Source organism: Microcystis sp. LE19-195.1E, assembly GCF_027532095.1.
GTDB lineage: Bacteria > Cyanobacteriota > Cyanobacteriia > Cyanobacteriales > Microcystaceae > Microcystis > Microcystis aeruginosa.
In genome coordinates this window covers 1-17,289 of the sequence record NZ_JAPZSZ010000099.1, presented here as the reverse complement: position 1 = coordinate 17,289, position 17,289 = coordinate 1, and the positions used below count along the sequence as shown (strand labels likewise).

Here is a 17,289-nt window from a genome sequence, read left to right as displayed (position 1 = left end):
CTGTCCTGATATGTAGCCTATACTCAACGGATTTAGTATGAGTCCCTCGTATCGATTTCTCAACGTTTGTCTCTGGCACTTTTTTGACTAAAAAAGTGCCAAAACCGTTTTCTAGTAGGCTTCCAGTAATATTCAGCAAACCCTAGATAGTCAACAGATTAGCTTTCTGGGAGGGCGGTCCACGAACCAAGAAAAATGGTATAACGACTGAGTCAAGAGCGGCCGCTCTTTTAAGCAAAAATAAATCTACTAATAATAGAGACCTTATTGTTAAGGTCTCTAGATTCTCTAGAAAATGCTAGATTTACCAGCTAATTACTTTAACCGTTTCGTTAAATAAATTTGCTTCTAGGGAATCGGGGGAACTTGTCACCACACCGGCAATTAGATCTTCGGGTTTTATTGCTGCTTGTTTCATACAGGAGGGACAAATTAAGACTTTTCCCCCTTGACTGATGAAATCTACTAACATTGCTTGCAGGGTTTTACCGGTGATACCGTTAGTGTGTTGAGGAATTGTCGTTGCGGCGAGGTGTACCCCTGTAATATTCAAAAAAATAGTGGTTGAGTGACCTTTTTTCAACATATTGGTGGCGACACCAATGGCCATTGCAGCTCGCCAAGGATCATCGGTGGTTAAATTAACAAATAAATCGGTTTTTTGTTGACCGACAGCAATTATTGCTTCGTTAGTTTGTACTGGAGAAACGCCAGGATTAGCCAAGACTGGGATAGATGTAACTAAGGATAATCCGACCAGGGAACTAAGGGCTAAAGATTTTAACAACATTTTCCTGTCCTCTTGCTGCTGGGTGCAATGAAAACATTTTCATTATGATAATTTCTGGAAATCTTGTCAACAGACAGCCCGTCAAACTTTAATTTTTGTTGCCGATAACAAAAACCATCTACTAAAAAAATGATAATTATTTACTTGTCTAACATTTTATCTAATCTTTCCTGAATCAATAAAGCCATGGAAGAACGCAGAAAAAATAAAGCAAATAACCCAGCTAAACTGAAGGGAATAATGGCCAGTTTGCTATAGTTGGTGTCTAATAAAAATATGGCTGAGATAATGCTAAATCCCAATAGACAGACATTAATTAATATTTTAATTCCCAGATAAATTCTTTTCAGAAGTCGTTCATTTTCCCGTGACTTAACTTGAAAAACTAAATTTCCTCGCTCGATTTTTTCCTCTAATTGACGGATCATTCTCTCGTTTTTATTACCTTTTTGCCATTGTTGTTTAAGAAAAGTGCGCGCTTGATTAGCTAGGGTAAGCATGGTGTTGGTAGTTCCTCCCGATACCGCTAGACTTTTCACAAAAGGTTGACTAGCTGCTAATAAATTATACTGGGGATCTAAAGAGCGGGCAATCCCATCCAAAGTGGTGACAGATTTAATAATAAAAGTCATTTGGGGAGGTAAGCGAAAAGGTTGCTGTTTAAACATTAAATACACTTGATCGCTAATTTGTTCAAAAGCCCTCACATCTACCGGTTTATCGCGAAATTCATCTAAGAGAAACTGCACGATATTTCGCACGGGTTGCAGCTCTACAACGGGTTCAATTAACCCCATATACATCAAGGTTTTTAAGACTGTTTCCGTATCCTTTCTCAAGATAGCGAAAAAGGTTTCAATCATTTGATCTTTAGCGACGGACTTTAACTCGAACATCGTGCCGAAATCGTAGAAAATTAACTCCCCTTCCTGACTGACTGCCATATTACCCGGATGGGGATCCGATTGAAAAAAACCATCCTGTAATAGTTGTTTGAGATAGGAACAGATTCCCAGTTGAATAATCCCATCTACATTAATACCGTTAGCTAGTAAAGTCTCTCGATCATCCACTTTAATCCCCGGCACATACTCCAAAGTTAATACCCTGCGGGTGGTATATTGCCAGTAAACTAAAGGAACTTTTACCTGGGGATAATTCTTAAAATTTTCCCGAAAGCGATCGGCATTTTTGCCCTCATGAATATAATCGATTTCTTGAAAGAGTAGCTCAAAGAATTCTTGATAGATAGCTTCTAAATTATATTTTTTCACCCCGGGGAAAATATTTAACCAACGGGTGAGACGATGCAACAATTCAAAATCGAGATTAAATAGTCCTTCCAGATTCGGTCTTTGTACCTTAATAACGACCTCTTCCCCACTTAATAACCGCGCTCGATGCACTTGTCCTAAACTGGCACAAGCGAGGGGAGACACGGTAAAACTTTCAAATAAATTATCTAGGGTTTGTCCTAATTCTGTTTCAATAACTCGGATCGCTTCTTGACTATTAAATTCGGGAACTCGATCCTGTAATTGGGTTAATTGTTCGATATATTCGAGCGGAATTAAATCTGCTCGCGTCGATAAAGATTGCCCAATTTTAATAAAAGTTGGTCCTAAATTCATGAGGCGATCTACTAACCATTTCGCTCTCCTTTGCCGTTTTTTGCCCCTATTAGCCCCCGTTAAACGATCCCAGAGCAAAAAAGTCAAAAACTGCATTGTAAAGCTAAATATCTCCAATTGACGAACAATCGGCGCTCGCAAGCTTTGCTGCCAATGTAAAGATTTGGGGGAATCAAAAGGAGTAAGCATCAGTTATCAGTTATCAGTCATCAGTTATCAGTTATCAGTGATCAGTTATCAGTTATCAGTCATCAGCAAAATCGATCTACAGCGTTTCTCGTCAAGATGAAGTATAGATTAAACCTTGCCGAAGTAAGGATTCCAGTTGCAAAAACGCGCTTCATCCATCTGAGAAACGCTGTCAAGTATTCCCTTCCGGTTTAAGAATTCGCCGGTAAAAATCCTGATTTTCAGCTTTTAATCTCTGGGACGGGGTAAACCCAGATCTACCGCTAGACGATGACTGCAAGCAAAACCAGAAAAGGCCACCGCGTTTAATCCTTGACCGGGGAAGGTACTATCTCCCACACAATAAAGATTAGGAATAGCTGTGCGATTAAAGGGCATTCCTAATAAGCCTAACAGTTTTCTTCGCGGTATTGGGCCGTAACTGCCATCGATTCTATTCAAAAAGCGGCGATGGGTGCGGGCCGTGCCAATTTCGATATAATCTAATCCTGTATCTAGTTTGGGAAAGAGTTTTTTCAGGCGATCGATGAGACGATTAGCAGCGGCCTCTTTTTTCTGTTGATATTCTTGGGGGGACAGTTTTTGCCATTGATCAATCCAGCTAGGGGTGAAAGTATGAATGATATGATGGTCCGGGGGTGCTAGGGAGGGATCGAGTAAGGTAGGAATAGAAACAAAGATAGTTCCCTGTTCTGCTTCCATATTTTCCCAATCTTCTAGTAAAATATGGTGACATTCGCTTCCTGACGGTAATACATCGGCCTTGACTCCCAGATGCAAACTGAGGAAACTGGGGGATTTTTGATAGCGTTTTTGCCAATTTTTTTCACTGCGGGGGAGAGATTCCGGGGGGAGTAGTTTCTCGAAGGTATCCCAACGGGTGGCATTAGAAACAATCTTTTTAGCGTAATATTCCTTACCATTGGTCAATCTTACCCCGATCGCCCGTCCTGCATCTAAAATAATCTTATTCACTCTCGCTTGATACTGGATTTCACCACCAGCTTTTTCCAATCCCTCGACTAACTTGAGAGCAATCTGTCCTACTCCCCCTCGGGGATAGTTAATTCCGCCGTAATGGCGATCGCTAAAGACCATTCCCGCATTAATCATCGGAGTGCGATCGGCGGGTACTACCGACCAACAATAACATTCCATATCGATAAATTTCAATAATTTCGGGTCTTTAATATATTTTCTGGCCACATCTCCCGCATTTTGGGGTAAATACTTGACCAATCCCAAACAGGATAAAGGATGCTGGAAAAAAACCCTAGTCAGATAGCGGGGTTCTTCCAATGATAGTAAATCCATACTATTGAGGCAATTAAACACCTGCCAGCATTCATCGTAAAAGCGCCGGATACCGGTTTTTTCTGCGGGAAAATGGCTAATTAATTCCTGTAAAAATTGTTCGTAGTCGCGATGAACTTTTAAGTCTAATCCGTCCGGGAGATGATAATGAATCTGGACGGGATCGGCAATGGTTTCGATACTCATATCCACCGCTGCCAAAGCTTTGGTTAAGAGGTTAGTCGTCCCCTTTTTGCCAAAACCAAAAATCATCGAAGCACCCACATCAAAACGATAACCCTCTCGTTCAAAATAACCTGCGCTGCCCCCCGGAATCAGATAACTCTCTAAAACTAAGACTTTTGCCCCTTTTGCCGCTAATTGCGTCGCTGTCACCAATCCCCCGATTCCCGACCCAATCACGATCGCATCGTACTGATTACTCATAACTTTAGTTGATAAATTTTTGTGTCAATTCTTGATTTTAACCTTGACTAGCGGTGATTTATCGGCTAGTTTGCGGGAGCAGAAAATTTTTGGGGAGAGATGAAAAGTTGGTCAAAGGAAAAAAAGTCTTGACAAATCCCGCCACTTGACATAGTTGGATTTGGGTGATATCATCTCCGGAAAGACGGGCAGCTCGGCAGCTCTACTGTTATCAAGAATATTGGCTCTTCTTGTTTCTGTGTGGAAGCAAGAAGAATAGGGATAATTTTCTGGAAAGATAGTCTTCAAAGCCTTGCCTAGCAAGACTACTAGAAACGATAAACACTGATTATCACACCAAGTCGGGGAGAGCCAAACATCATTTTACCTAAAATTAATTAATCAATTGGATAATGTATAGAAAACTGGCCAACAAAATCCTTAAATTAGCCAATGCCCTATCTAGGTCATCGAAGCGCTCTCTTTTAATGGTCACCGATTGCCTTATTTTTTGTCTAACCATATATCTAGCCTTCTATCTTAGGTTTAATCTTAGCCTCGAATATCAGCAAATTAGACCTTTTTTAGGGGAAATATTGGGCTTAATTGCCATTAAAACTCTAGTTTTCTATCTCAAAGGTATTTACAGTCCCGTAGTACGTTATACAGGGTTAGAGTTTCTTTCGTCGGTACTGCAAGCGGTTCTCTATAGTTCAGGGGTTTTAATCAGTCTTGCCTACTTTCAAGGGGATGCCTTTTTGCCGCGTTCAGTCCTGATTATCGACGCATTGTTAACCCTAATATTGGTTATCGGGGTGAGATTATTGATTCGTTCTATCTTTCACCGTCTGAATATTTACGTCAGTAGTGTCGATAGAGAACCGACAATTGTTATCTATGGTGCGGGGGTTGTGGGTTGTCAATTAGCACGTTCCCTACAAAATGACCCCCACTATCGTTTATTGGCCTTTGTTGATGATAATCCCAATTTGCAGCAGCGAGTTATCCAAGGCATTAGGGTTTATTCCCCCTCTCAATTGGCACTACTGCACCAAAAACGGTCTTTTGACTGGGTTATTCTCGCTATTCCGAATGTAGCCAAGGCCAAAAAGCGGCAAATCATCGAAAGTCTAGAAACTTTACCCATCGTCATTAAAACCGTCCCTCCCCTCTCAAAAATTTTATCGGGAGAAGCGGCCATCAATCAGATTCGCAGTGTCGATGTCTCGGAATTATTAGGACGGGAAGAAATTCTACCCCATCCCGAACTTTTGGCAAAAAATGTCACGGGTAAAGCGGTGTTAGTCACTGGGGGGGGCGGTTCCATCGGTTCGGAATTATGCCGACAAATCGCCTTCCTCAAGCCAAAATGCTTGGTAATCTACGAATTAAACGAGTTTTCCCTCTACAAAATCGATCTCGATTTAAGTGAAAATTATGCCGATTTACGCAAGTATGCCTATCTAGGCAATGTTCTCGACCGCAATCATCTGGCCCGAGTCATCCAACAACACCAGATCCAGACAATTTATCACACGGCCGCCTATAAGCACGTTCCCCTTGTGGAAGCCAATGCTAGTCAAGGGATTTACACTAATGTTTGGGGTAGTTTAAATGTCGCTCAGACCGCGATCGAGAATTCAGTTAGTAATTTAGTTCTCATTTCCACTGATAAGGCCGTCAGACCGACTAACATTATGGGGGCCAGTAAACGCTGTGCTGAGTTAGTCGTGCAAGCTTTGGCCGCTTTACCCGACACTTCCACCTGTTGCGCTATCGTCCGCTTTGGCAATGTTCTCGATAGTAGCGGTTCCGTGGTGCCGCGTTTCCGGGAACAAATCGCCCAACGTAAGAATATTACCCTCACCCATCGCGATATTATTCGCTATTTTATGTCTATTCCAGAGGCGGTGCGTTTGGTTATACAAGCAGGAGCCATGGCCCGAGGGGGTGAGGTATTCCTGTTAGATATGGGTGAACCGGTAAGAATTTACGATTTGGCCCTACAGATGATTCGTTTAAGTGGCTTGGAATTAGGACAAGATATCAATATTGAAATCACAGGATTAAGACCAGGGGAAAAACTCTACGAAGAATTATTAATCGATACCGATAAAGCTCGTCCCACCGCTCACCCAAAGATTTTTTGCGCTCATGAACACTTTCTTGCTTGGGACAAATTGCAAATCAAATTAGAGCAACTGCTTAATTATATTCAAGTTAATGACCGTCAGGGCTTAGTTAAGTCCCTACAAGATTTAGTTCCTGAATACCGGACCCCGCAGCAAATAGCCGGTCATTTGTCAAGTAAAAAGTGAAAGAAAGGAGTTTTAGCGAGTGCATCCCACATTTGCAGAAATACCGACAATTAGCAATTATCAGTGACTCTTAAATTAGTACAAAAATATGAACAATCGCGTGTAAGCATCCCACCGAAAAACTAATGCGCTCCGGGGTTTGGGCCCCAACGGGGGGTTTGGGTAGGGTTGATTCATGAATCAACCCTACTATCACTCAACCCTAGGGTTGAGTGATAAAACCGAAAGTAACGCCCAATTTTAGGAGAAAGTTTCCCCTTAAAAATCCCAAATTAGTAGATTTACAAAAATGAGATGCACCCGTTTTAGATATCCTCTTTTTCACCAAATTTATTAATCTAATTGAACCGAATGCTCTTGTTTTAATTGCTTTTGGATGGTTTTTACCGTCTGCTCAATTTTATTGATTCCGCGAGAAGAAGGCCGATTTACTCTATCAGCTAGAGGAGAAGTTTGTTGAATAGCAATGCTTAAATAAAGAGGAAAAGCGAGGGTAAAGGCTAAAAAAAGACGTTGTAACATGATCCACTCCCACAAAAGTTCTTCAGCGATTATTTTAGCCGGCTGAAACTTTTACCAGAATAACGACTAACTAGGAAAATTTCAGCTAGTTTGTGACAGTCCGGCAATTGGTGGGGCAATCCTAAAGAATTAGCGCTGAAACCCTCAACCCTAGACCGAGAGTCTGATAGATTGATCTAGAAACATGATCGATCGCTCTATCTATGCACAAAATTCCAGTTACTGTGATCACGGGTTTTCTGGGTGCGGGAAAAACTACCCTCATCCGTCATCTACTGCAAAATAATCAAGGCCGACGGGTGGCCGTTATGGTCAATGAATTCGGAGAAGTGGGAATTGATGGTGATTTGTTGAAAAGTTGTCAGACCTGCGACGACAACCCCAACGATAATATTGTGGAACTGACCAACGGTTGTCTGTGCTGTACAGTACAGGAAGAATTTCTCCCCACCATGCAGAAATTGCTGGAGCGACGGCAACAGTTGGATTGTATGCTGATCGAAACTTCGGGGTTAGCTTTACCTAAACCTCTGGTTCAAGCTTTTCGCTGGCCGGAAATCCGCAACGGTGCGACGGTGGACGGAGTAATCACCGTGGTGGATGGTTTTGCTGTCGCTAGGGGTCGTCTGGTGGCGGATTTGGACGCTTTAACGGCACAAAGGCAAGCAGACCCCAATTTAGAACACGAAACGCCCATTGAGGAGTTATTTGAGGATCAGTTAGCCTGCGCTGACCTGGTACTCTTAACTAAAACCGATCTCATCAGCGAAATCGAATTAGAAAAAATTATTAATTGGCTGAAAACACAACTGCGATCGACGGTAAAAATAGTTACTTGTGCCGATGGACAAATTAGCCCCGATGTGCTATTGGGATTTAATGCCGCCGTCGAGGATAATTTAGCTAGTCGTCCTAGTCATCATGATCACGAGGAAGAACACGATCACGATGAGGATATCAATTCTGTGCAGTTTTGCCTCGATTCTCCCGTAGATGCCCGAATTTTGACCCAACGGATTAAAGAATTGGTAGCCCGAGAAGAAATCTATCGGGTCAAGGGATTTGTTAACGTGGCCAATAAACCGATGCGTATGGTGTTACAGGGAGTCGGCGATCGCTTTGATTCTTTCTTCGACCGACCCTGGCAATCCACGGAAATGCGGCAAACCCGCTTGGTCTTTATCGGCCGCTCCCTCGATAGTCAGAGAATCGAGCAGGCCTTAACTAGGGTTTGCTGAATAAATGTGAAATGTAGGCAAGGTAAGAGTTTTGTGGCTTTTCTCGCGAAACAGGTGCAAGATTTTGAGAGAATCGTCGTTCAAAACCTTGCGTCTTCATCGGCCCGCGTCCTGTAGGGGCGAAGCATTCGGGCAATAACCTATCGGTGAAACTGGAGATTTTCTAACCGAATGCTTCGCCCGTACTTTTTGCCGCAAACCCTAACTAGGGTTTGCTGAAGAAGTTTTTCCTAGGGACAGGGTGTGGGGTAGGGAGATTATTTTTATTTATTCTCCCCTCTCCCTTCTCCTTTCTCCCCCTCTACAATAATTACTCGCAGCCAGAAATACGTTGGGTACTATCATACTTTGTGCTTTTTGTCAAAAAAACTTTTTTTTTGCAATAAAACTACACAAAAAAAAGATCATCGTTATGGGTGAAATTGACTGATTTGACCGTCTTAATTAGGATCACCTTCTAGGTGTGGCAAGGGTTTCAACCATTGCTGCCCAAAAAAGCACAGAATAACCCATTATGAAATTCATTAAAATCGCTGTAACCATTGTAACATCGTTGTTAAATAAAAATCTTTCTCAATTAATTCTTAAGAATTTGTAAATATTGCGGAATGTTAATTTAAATATTCTCAAGTTTTTGGAGTCAATAAATAATTTTTGCTTATCTTTGATCAACAGAGGCAGTCCCAATGAAAAAATTTTCACCCCCACAGATGAAAGAGGTTTCTTTCCCTACACCCTACACCCCACACCCTACACCCCACACCCCACACCCCACACCCCACACCCCACTGAAAAAGCTCCGGCGTTTGATCGCCCGGATAGATGGTCGGGGATTTGGGTTAGGGTAGTAAAAGATACAGATTACCCACCCTTCCAGACCAACAATTATGACGAACACCAGTAACCCGCTGCTTGCCGGTCAAGGATTACCGGCTTTTGACCAAATCCAACCCGGCCTGATTGTCCCTGGGATGACGCAACTTTTACAGGAACTGGCCAGAGAATTAACCGATCTAGAAGCGCAGATTGCCCCCACCTGGGAAAAATTAGTCGAACCCCTCACCCGGATCGAAGAACGTTTAAGCTGGAGTTGGGGGATTATCGGTCATCTGATGGGGGTAAAAAATAGCCCGGAATTGCGTCAAGCTTACGAAACCGTACAACCACAGGTAGTCGAGTTTATTAGCCGTTTAAGCCAAAGTAAACCCATTTATGAGGCATTCTCGTCCCTGCGTCAAGGGGAAAGCTGGGGGCAATTAGACGAGGCACAACAGCGCATTGTCGAAGCTTCCCTGCGGGATGCCCAATTGGCCGGGGTGGGATTGGTAGGGGAGAAAAAAGACAGATTTAACGCGATTCAACTGGAATTAGCGGAAATCACCACGAAATTTTCTAATAACCTCCTCGATGCCACCAAAGCTTTTCAACTAAAACTAACAACCCCAGAAGATATCGCCGGTTTACCCCCTAGTCTCCTCAGTTTAGCCGCCCAAACCGCCCGGGGCCAGGGGGAAACTAACGCCAGCAACGAAACCGGCCCCTGGGTGATTACCCTCGATTTTCCCAGTTATTTCCCCTTTATGAAGTACAGCGATAATCGGGAATTGCGGGAAAAACTCTATAAAGCCTACGTTAGTCGGGCTGATCTGGGAGAATTGGATAATAATCCCTTAATCGATCGCATTTTGCAACTTCGTCAGGAACAGGCCCATCTTTTAGGTTATAGTACCTACGCCGAGGTCAGTCTTGCCCGGAAAATGGCCAATTCTGTGGATGAAATCGAGAAATTGCTTGACAATTTACGCCAAGTAAGCTATGAAGCGGCAAAACAGGATTTAGAGGCCTTAAAAACTTTTGCGGGAACCGACGATCTCAAGCATTGGGATATAGCCTATTGGTCAGAAAAACAGCGTCAGGCCAAGTTTAACTTTAGTGCCGAGGAATTACGCCCCTATTTCCCCCTACCACGGGTTTTAGAAGGCATATTTAGCCTCGCTAAACGGATTTTTGGGGTAGAAATTATCGCCGCCGACGGTAAAGCACCTATCTGGCATCCCGATGTGCGTTATTTCCAGATTAACGACGAAAAGGGCGAAAAAATCGCCTTTTTCTACCTCGATGCCTACAGTCGTCCCGCCGAAAAACGCGGCGGCGCTTGGATGGATGTCTGTATCGGTCGGGCCAAAACCGGTGCCGAGGTGCGTTTACCTGTGGCTTATTTAATCTGCAATCAAACGCCTCCAGTGGACGGAAACCCCAGTTTAATGACCTTTGAGGAGGTAACTACCCTATTTCACGAATTTGGCCACGGTTTACAGCATATGTTAACCACTGTGGATTATTCCGGCGCGGCGGGTATTAATAACGTTGAGTGGGATGCGGTGGAATTGCCCAGTCAATTTATGGAAAATTGGTGTTATGATCGCCCTACTTTAATGAGTATGGCCAAACACTACGAAACCGGCGCCACTCTCCCCGAACATTACTATCAAAAACTGCTCCTAGCTAAGAATTATATGAGCGGTTCGGCTATGCTGCGTCAGTTACATTTGTCTTTAGTAGATTTGGAATTACACCATCGTTATCAACCCAATGGCGGCGAAACTCCTAAACAAGTCAGACAGCGTTTAGCGGCGACGACGACAATAATTCCTCCTCTACCGGAAGATGCTTTCTTGTGTTCTTTTGGGCATATTTTCGCTGGCGGTTATGCGGCGGGTTACTATAGTTATAAATGGGCAGAAGTTCTCAGCGCCGATGCTTTTGCCGCTTTCGAGGAAGTGGGATTAGATAACGAAGAAGCAGTGAAAGCGATCGGTCGCCGTTTTCGCGATACTGTCTTAGCTATGGGGGGAAGTTCCCATCCTATGAATGTTTTTAAAGCTTTCCGCGGTCGCGAACCTAGTACCGAGCCTCTCCTCCGTCATAGCGGCTTATAAAAGTAGCCAAAAACTTTTCTTTGTGGTGCGTTACGGCAATATTTAGGTCTTGATTTTTTCCCTGAAAACAAGGGATTGTCTAACGCACCCTACTTGACTATATTGTGATAAGTAGGTAGGCGTTAAAAGTTGTCAGATCCCCCCGCCTATCGGCACCCCCCTTATCAAGGGGGGCAGGGGGGATCGAACCTAAAATCCATTTTTAATTTAATTATAACCAGCTACTTAGCATATCAGGAAAAAAGTTAACTAACAGGAGGAAACTGTAATGAGTATCGCATTTTTTCAAGATATTATCGAATCGGTAGAGAGTCTATCCATTGAAGACCAAGATTATTTGTTTGAGCTAATTCGTAAAAGACGCATTGAGAAACGCCGGGAGGAGATGGCTAAAAATGGCGAAGAAACCTTAAAATCTTTAGCAATGGGAACAGCAAAAAAAGGCAGTGCTGAAGAGATAATGGCTTATTTGTTAGAGGATGAAGAAGAATGAAATTAGTTGCTGACAAAAGCTTTAAAAGAGCTTTTCAACGCTTAATCAGCAAAAATCCTCAACTACAAAGCAAGGTATCAGAGGTTCTACATTTGTTAGCAGATAACCCCTTCACCCCTTCTTTAAAATCTCATAAGCTGACAGGTAGATTAGAAGCTTATTGGTCATGTTCTGTTAGTTATGATTGCCGTATTATTTTTACTTTTCGTAAAGATACTGATTCAGGAGAAACTTTAATTGTTATAGTCGATATTGGCAAACACGATCAAGTTTACTAATTTATCTCTTTAATTTGTTCTTTCTTATCAATTGTATAATCACAGTCAGTCCAGTAGTCCAGTAGGGTGCGTTAGCGTAGCGTAACGCACCAAAAACCTTTCTTTGTGGTGCGTTACGGCAATATTTAGCTCTTGATTTTTTCCCTAAAAACAAGGGATTGCCTAACGCACCCTACTTAACTTAACTGCTGAAACAATCCAGTAGTAACGCACCAAAAACTAAATTATGACTCTTAAACTATATTATTGTCCTTGAGTAAAAAATGCAAGTTGTAGCCGTGCAAAGTATAAACAATTTTTGCTGATTAAATTAAATGAAGTCCTAGAAGCTCTTAACAAATTTTACATCGTTGGCTATAATGGTCTTCGCAAGGAAATTTTGGCTACTCTGGCTGAGTTGAGAATTAATGAAGTCGAAGGCGAAGATAGAGAAACTAAGAAAAATGTATGGCAAAAATTACATGAATTTTTAACAAAAATAGTTCCAGAAAAAGCACAAAAGATTAATACGTCAATTAGTCTCCCTGTCAATGTTTATAAGCTGGCAGAAATGATCACCAATCATAATATTTTGCCTCCAGGTAATTAACAAAAAAGGGTTGCTATCATATTTAAATCTTAGATTTTGGTGTGTTACACTTCGCTAACACACCCTACTGTATATTTTTATTAAGAATTATCCGTCCCTTGTAACATTAAATCTTAATTCTTAACAAATTACCCTAGATTCTCAGAGAAAAACTGATTATAATAAAGGGAACTGAACAGAACTGCTCGATCGATAGATAACTGATTAATTAAAGTTTTATTACTTTTGATGGCCTGGGATTAAGAGAAGTAAATTTATTCTTGATCGCCCCCTGAAAGTGAGAAGAAATAGTTTTAATAAACAAAGAGTTTTCAACTTGGCAAAAATCCTCTGGGGGCAATACACATGGAAGTTATAACCGAGACAATTAACCCAACTTCGCTCGAACGGGAACCGATCCATCTCTATAACCGAATTCAACCGCACGGGGTGCTTTTAGTTCTCAGCGAACCGGAGCTAAAAGTCAGCCAAACTAGCAGTAATAGCCGCAGTTTATTGGGTATTTCTCCGGGGGAAATTATCGGTAAAACCCTAGAGGAAATCTTCGATCCCTTTCAGATCGATCCTCTAAAATCAGCCATAGAAAATAACGATTTTGATGCTATCAATCCCTCCAAAATTTGGGTGCGGGTTAAAGGGGATGATTTTGCCGTCTTTGATGCTATTTTTCACCGCAACGCCGAACAAATGCTGATTTTAGAGTTAGAACCAGCTATTTCCTATGAAAACATTCCTTTCCTGAGTTTCTATCACCTAGCCAAAACTTCGATCGATAAACTTGAAGCCACCCGTAGCCTGAAAGATTTCTGTAATATCATCGTTAAAGAAGTCAGAAAAATGACAGGATTCGATCGAGTTATGTTATACAAATTCGACGAAGAAGATAACGGTGATGTGATAGCAGAAGACAAAATAGAGCAACTAGAACCCTATCTCGGTTTACGTTATCCCGCTTCCGATATCCCTCTCCCGGCACGAAATTTATTAAGTGCTAATTGGATTCGACAGATTCCCGATGCTACCTCTGAACCCGTCGATCTAGTGCCTAGTCTTCATCCCGAAACCCAACAACCCTTAAATTTAACCCTGTCCAGTCTTAGAAGTGCTTCTCCCTGTCATTTAGAATACCTGCATAACATGGGAGTGGGAGCATCTCTAACGATTTCTCTGATTGAAAATAAACGTCTCTGGGGTATTATTGCCTGTCATCACCGCACCCCTAAATATGTACCCTACGAACTCCGTAAAGCCTGTGAGTTCTTAGGAAGGGTAATTTTTTCGGAAATATCGGCACGGGAAGAAACCGAGGATTATGACTATCGAGTAAAATTAAACTTTGTGCAATCGCAATTAATCGATTATATGGCTGAAGCTAATAACTTTATTGATGGATTAATTGCCCATAAACCGAATCTTCTTGATCTAACTAAAGCCACGGGAGCCGCTATTTGTTTAGGCGGCAATTATACCTTAATTGGAGTAACACCGAGCGAAGAAGAACTAAATTATCTGATTACTTGGCTAGAAAAAAACGTCCATGAAGATGTTTACTATACCAATTCCTTACCGCGAATTTATGCCGATGCGGGTAAGTTTAAAGACATTGCCAGTGGTTTACTAGCAATTCCCATTTCTAAACGTAATTATCTCCTCTGGTTTCGTCCGGAAGTAATTCAAACCGTGAACTGGGGTGGTGATCCCGCTAAAGCGATCGAAACGACTGCCATAGATGGTAATATTCGTCTCTGTCCGCGTAAATCTTTCTCCCTCTGGAAAGAAACCGTTCGCCTCAAATCTTTACCCTGGAAAGCAGTAGAAATCAACGCGGCACTAGAATTACGAAAAGCGATCGTCAATATCATCTTAAAACAAGCCGATGAATTGGCGCGTTTAGCGCGGGATTTGGAACTATCAAACGCCGAATTAAAAAAATTCGCCTACGTCGCTTCCCACGATTTACAGGAACCCCTCAATCAAGTCGCCAACTATGTGCAGTTGCTAGAAATGCGCTACACCGAAGAACTGGACGAAGATGCTAAAGAATTTATTACTTTTGCCGTCGAAGGTGTCAGCTTAATGCAAACATTAATAGATGATGTGCTGGCTTACTCGAAAGTGGATATGCAGGCGGTAGAGTTTAATACCATCGATGCTAATCTGGCATTGGAAAAAGCTCTCGCTAACCTGAAAGGGAGAATTCAGGAAAGTCAAGCTATGATCACCGTTGATCCTTTGCCAATTGTCATGGCAGATAAAACCCAGTTAATGCAATTGTTCCAAAATCTCATCGGTAATGCCATTAAATTCCGGGGAAAAGCAACCCCCACTATTCATATTGCTGCCCAACGTCAAGAGGAGGAATGGCTGTTCTCTGTCACCGATAATGGAATTGGTATCGATCCCCGATTTTCCGAACGCATTTTCGTGATTTTCCAACGACTGCACACCCGCGACGAGTACCCCGGCACAGGTATGGGTTTGGCGATTTGCAAGAAAATTATCGAGTGTCATCGCGGACGAATTTGGGTAGAATCCCAATTAGGCAAAGGAGCGGTTTTCTGTTTTACAATTCCCCTAGGAGGTAACGAGCGTGAGCGCTGGCGAGGACGTGCCACACAAAATTATCTTATTAGTGGAGGACAGCAAAGCTGATATTCGCCTCATCCAAGAGGCATTAAAAACTAGCACCGTCCCGCACGAATTAGTTATCGTTAGGGATGGTGTCAACGCCATGGATTATCTGCGTCGAGAAGGGGAGTATCTCGATTCTCCCCGTCCTAATCTGATTCTTCTCGATCTGAATTTACCCAGAAAAGACGGACGGGAGGTGTTAGCGGAAATCAAAAACGATCCCAGTTTAAAAAGAATTCCTGTGGTGGTTTTAACCACTTCTCGCAACGAGGAGGATATTTTTTATAGCTATGAACTGCACGTTAATTGTTATATAACCAAGTCACGCAATCTCAACGATTTGTTCAAAATTGTCAAAAATATCGAGGCTTTTTGGTTAGAAACCGCTACTTTACCCGGGGAGTGAATCATTATCAGTTATCAGGTTTGAGTTTTCAGTTAATAGTATCAAGTGGCAAGTTCGGAGCTTTCTTTTCACTGTTTACTGTTTACTGGACGGCTACGCCGTGCCTTTGGCAACACTGAAAAATCTTCCCAATCCCTAACTTCCCAAATCTCTTTAACTCTTGATTAAAAAATGGGACTCTCGCAGGATATAAAAGTTCTTTTAATCGAGGATAATTTAGCCGAAGCTCGATTATTAAAGGAAATTCTTAAGGGTAATGAAAAAAAAGAATTTCATCTGGTTAATGTGTCAAGATTATCCGAGGCGATTTCTCTGTTACAACAAACAAATTTTGATGTAATTTTATTAGATCTAACTTTACCAGATAGTCAGGGTTTGCAATCCTTAGCTCCCCTTTTGATTACGGCTCCGAAATTGCCGATCGTGGTTTTAACTAATACTAATGATGATAATTTAGCTTTGGCAGCACTGCGTCAGGGAGCGCAGGATTATTTAATTAAAAGAGAAGTAAGTTTAGAAATTTTAACTCGATCGCTATGTTATGCGATCGAGCGAAAACAGATGGAGGAAGCTTTACGAGAATCCAACGAAGCTTTAAAAATGAGCGTGATTGAACGCACTAATCAACTGGAAAAAGCTCAGGAATTAAATCAGTTAAAAACTGAATTTGTTTCCATGTTATCCCACGATTTTCGCAATCCTTTAAATAAAATTTTACTCTCGGCTGGATTATTAGAAGAAAGTCGCGATCGGTTGACAAAAGATCAGCAAGTTAGCTATTTTCGCATGATTCGATCGGCCATTAAAGACATGGATCAATTGCTCACAGAAGTTTTATTAATTGGCCGGGCCGATTCCGGGAGATTATACTGTCAATTTGATCTGGTGGATTTGCTGGATTATTGTCAGAAATTGGTAGAATCTTTTACGGTTAAGCCGGAGCCGCAATTAGCAATTATTTTCCAAATTGAGGGCAGCTTAGAAAGAGGACTTTGGGATATAAATTTAATTAAACATATCTTGACAAATTTACTGGGAAATGCTCTCAAATATTCACCTCAAGGCAACCCCGTAGAATTTAAGATTATTGTCGAATCCGAGCAGGTAGTCTTTAAAATTGTCGATCGAGGAATTGGTATTCCCAGCAAAGATAAAGAAAATTTATTTAAACCTTTTTATCGCGGTAGCAATGTCGATAATATTCAAGGAACGGGATTAGGATTAGCCATTGTCGGACGCTGTGTGGAAGCGCACAAAGGACAAATTTACCTGGAAAGTGAGGAAGGAAAAGGCACAAAGATCACGGTGATTTTACCGATTATTACCGACATTGAACACCTAAATTGAGATGAACAATAGGGTGGGACCACAATTTTTTTTCTGCTGCCCTCGCTCCCTATCTACCTAGGGTCTGCTGAAAAAGTTTTTCCTAGAAGCAGGGTGTAGGGTGTAGGGTGTGGGGTGTGGGGTTTTACCGATTTTGAGGGGGTCAATTACCTAATTTTCAGGGAAAAAGTACCTGAATTTCCCCCTGATCACTCCCATG

Annotated in this window: 14 protein-coding genes; 10 read left to right on the top strand and 4 right to left on the bottom strand. The window is 42.0% G+C overall.

Features of this window, described 5'->3' with window-relative positions; translation table 11 throughout:
• Window positions 1-304: 304 nt before the first annotated feature.
• The 3 genes from O9300_RS06100 to crtH all read right to left on the bottom strand — a co-directional run bounded on the left by O9300_RS06100 (window position 305) and on the right by crtH (window position 4,350).
• Window positions 305-790: a DsrE family protein gene (locus tag O9300_RS06100; protein ID WP_147070726.1), complete on the bottom strand. Its 486-nt coding sequence runs from the start codon at window positions 788-790 to the stop codon at window positions 305-307.
• A gap of 140 nt (window positions 791-930) precedes the next feature.
• Window positions 931-2,610, bottom strand: coding sequence for an ABC1 kinase family protein (locus tag O9300_RS06095; protein ID WP_287970642.1), 1,680 nt, complete (start codon window positions 2,608-2,610; stop codon window positions 931-933).
• Window positions 2,611-2,838: 228 nt separating this feature from the next.
• Window positions 2,839-4,350: a carotenoid isomerase gene (gene crtH / locus O9300_RS06090; RefSeq protein WP_287970640.1), complete on the bottom strand. Its 1,512-nt coding sequence runs from the start codon at window positions 4,348-4,350 to the stop codon at window positions 2,839-2,841.
• 392 nt (window positions 4,351-4,742) lie between these two features.
• Here crtH and O9300_RS06085 point away from each other — a divergent pair, with 392 nt between their 5' ends.
• The gene (locus O9300_RS06085) at window positions 4,743-6,647 is read left to right on the top strand and encodes a polysaccharide biosynthesis protein (RefSeq protein ID WP_287970638.1); all 1,905 of its coding nucleotides are present in this window, start codon (window positions 4,743-4,745) and stop codon (window positions 6,645-6,647) included.
• Between the two features lie 333 nt (window positions 6,648-6,980).
• On the opposite strand, the gene O9300_RS06080 is transcribed toward O9300_RS06085, so the two are convergent.
• Window positions 6,981-7,169 (bottom strand): hypothetical protein, encoded by a 189-nt coding sequence (locus O9300_RS06080; RefSeq protein ID WP_002784873.1) that lies wholly within the window; start codon window positions 7,167-7,169, stop codon window positions 6,981-6,983.
• A gap of 203 nt (window positions 7,170-7,372) precedes the next feature.
• On the opposite strand from O9300_RS06080, the gene cobW reads away from it, so the two are divergent.
• From cobW to O9300_RS06035, 9 genes are all read left to right on the top strand, one after another.
• Complete coding sequence (gene cobW, locus O9300_RS06075) at window positions 7,373-8,407, top strand: cobalamin biosynthesis protein CobW (RefSeq protein ID WP_130758394.1); 1,035 nt, start codon at window positions 7,373-7,375, stop codon at window positions 8,405-8,407.
• A gap of 686 nt (window positions 8,408-9,093) precedes the next feature.
• Complete coding sequence (locus tag O9300_RS06070) at window positions 9,094-9,255, top strand: hypothetical protein (protein ID WP_287970635.1); 162 nt, start codon at window positions 9,094-9,096, stop codon at window positions 9,253-9,255.
• Between the two features lie 39 nt (window positions 9,256-9,294).
• On the top strand, window positions 9,295-11,346 hold the full coding sequence (locus tag O9300_RS06065; RefSeq protein ID WP_287970632.1) for a M3 family metallopeptidase: 2,052 nt from the start codon (window positions 9,295-9,297) through the stop codon (window positions 11,344-11,346).
• A gap of 268 nt (window positions 11,347-11,614) precedes the next feature.
• Entirely contained in the window at window positions 11,615-11,839 is a 225-nt protein-coding gene (locus O9300_RS06060; RefSeq protein ID WP_002784870.1) for a hypothetical protein, read from the top strand.
• On the top strand, window positions 11,836-12,117 hold the full coding sequence (locus O9300_RS06055; protein ID WP_287970629.1) for a type II toxin-antitoxin system RelE/ParE family toxin: 282 nt from the start codon (window positions 11,836-11,838) through the stop codon (window positions 12,115-12,117). Before O9300_RS06060 ends, O9300_RS06055 begins: the two co-directional genes overlap by 4 nt.
• A 298-nt stretch (window positions 12,118-12,415) precedes the next feature.
• The gene (locus O9300_RS06050) at window positions 12,416-12,706 is read left to right on the top strand and encodes a hypothetical protein (RefSeq protein ID WP_287970627.1); all 291 of its coding nucleotides are present in this window, start codon (window positions 12,416-12,418) and stop codon (window positions 12,704-12,706) included.
• A 345-nt stretch (window positions 12,707-13,051) separates the two neighbouring features.
• Entirely contained in the window at window positions 13,052-15,358 is a 2,307-nt protein-coding gene (locus O9300_RS06045) for a sensor histidine kinase (RefSeq protein WP_287970625.1), read from the top strand.
• Window positions 15,297-15,743 carry a response regulator gene (locus O9300_RS06040; protein ID WP_002758488.1) on the top strand — a complete coding sequence of 149 codons (447 nt, stop codon included), beginning with the start codon at window positions 15,297-15,299 and terminating at the stop codon, window positions 15,741-15,743. Before O9300_RS06045 ends, O9300_RS06040 begins: the two co-directional genes overlap by 62 nt.
• 171 nt (window positions 15,744-15,914) lie before the next feature.
• Window positions 15,915-17,090, top strand: coding sequence for a hybrid sensor histidine kinase/response regulator (locus O9300_RS06035; RefSeq protein WP_079205925.1), 1,176 nt, complete (start codon window positions 15,915-15,917; stop codon window positions 17,088-17,090).
• Window positions 17,091-17,289: the final 199 nt, after the last annotated feature.

Bases quoted from the DNA above. Each gene is read 5' to 3' on its own strand.
- cobW (WP_130758394.1), top strand. From the start codon at position 7,373: ATGCACAAAATTCCAGTTACTGTGATCACGGGTTTTCTGGGTGCGGGA.
- O9300_RS06100 (WP_147070726.1), bottom strand. From the start codon at position 790: ATGTTGTTAAAATCTTTAGCCCTTAGTTCCCTGGTCGGATTATCCTTA.
- O9300_RS06070 (WP_287970635.1), top strand. From the start codon at position 9,094: ATGAAAAAATTTTCACCCCCACAGATGAAAGAGGTTTCTTTCCCTACA.
- O9300_RS06055 (WP_287970629.1), top strand. From the start codon at position 11,836: ATGAAATTAGTTGCTGACAAAAGCTTTAAAAGAGCTTTTCAACGCTTA.
- O9300_RS06095 (WP_287970642.1), bottom strand. From the start codon at position 2,610: ATGCTTACTCCTTTTGATTCCCCCAAATCTTTACATTGGCAGCAAAGC.
- O9300_RS06035 (WP_079205925.1), top strand. From the start codon at position 15,915: ATGGGACTCTCGCAGGATATAAAAGTTCTTTTAATCGAGGATAATTTA.
- O9300_RS06060 (WP_002784870.1), top strand. From the start codon at position 11,615: ATGAGTATCGCATTTTTTCAAGATATTATCGAATCGGTAGAGAGTCTA.
- crtH (WP_287970640.1), bottom strand. From the start codon at position 4,350: ATGAGTAATCAGTACGATGCGATCGTGATTGGGTCGGGAATCGGGGGA.
- O9300_RS06065 (WP_287970632.1), top strand. From the start codon at position 9,295: ATGACGAACACCAGTAACCCGCTGCTTGCCGGTCAAGGATTACCGGCT.
- O9300_RS06085 (WP_287970638.1), top strand. From the start codon at position 4,743: ATGTATAGAAAACTGGCCAACAAAATCCTTAAATTAGCCAATGCCCTA.
- O9300_RS06080 (WP_002784873.1), bottom strand. From the start codon at position 7,169: ATGTTACAACGTCTTTTTTTAGCCTTTACCCTCGCTTTTCCTCTTTAT.
- O9300_RS06045 (WP_287970625.1), top strand. From the start codon at position 13,052: ATGGAAGTTATAACCGAGACAATTAACCCAACTTCGCTCGAACGGGAA.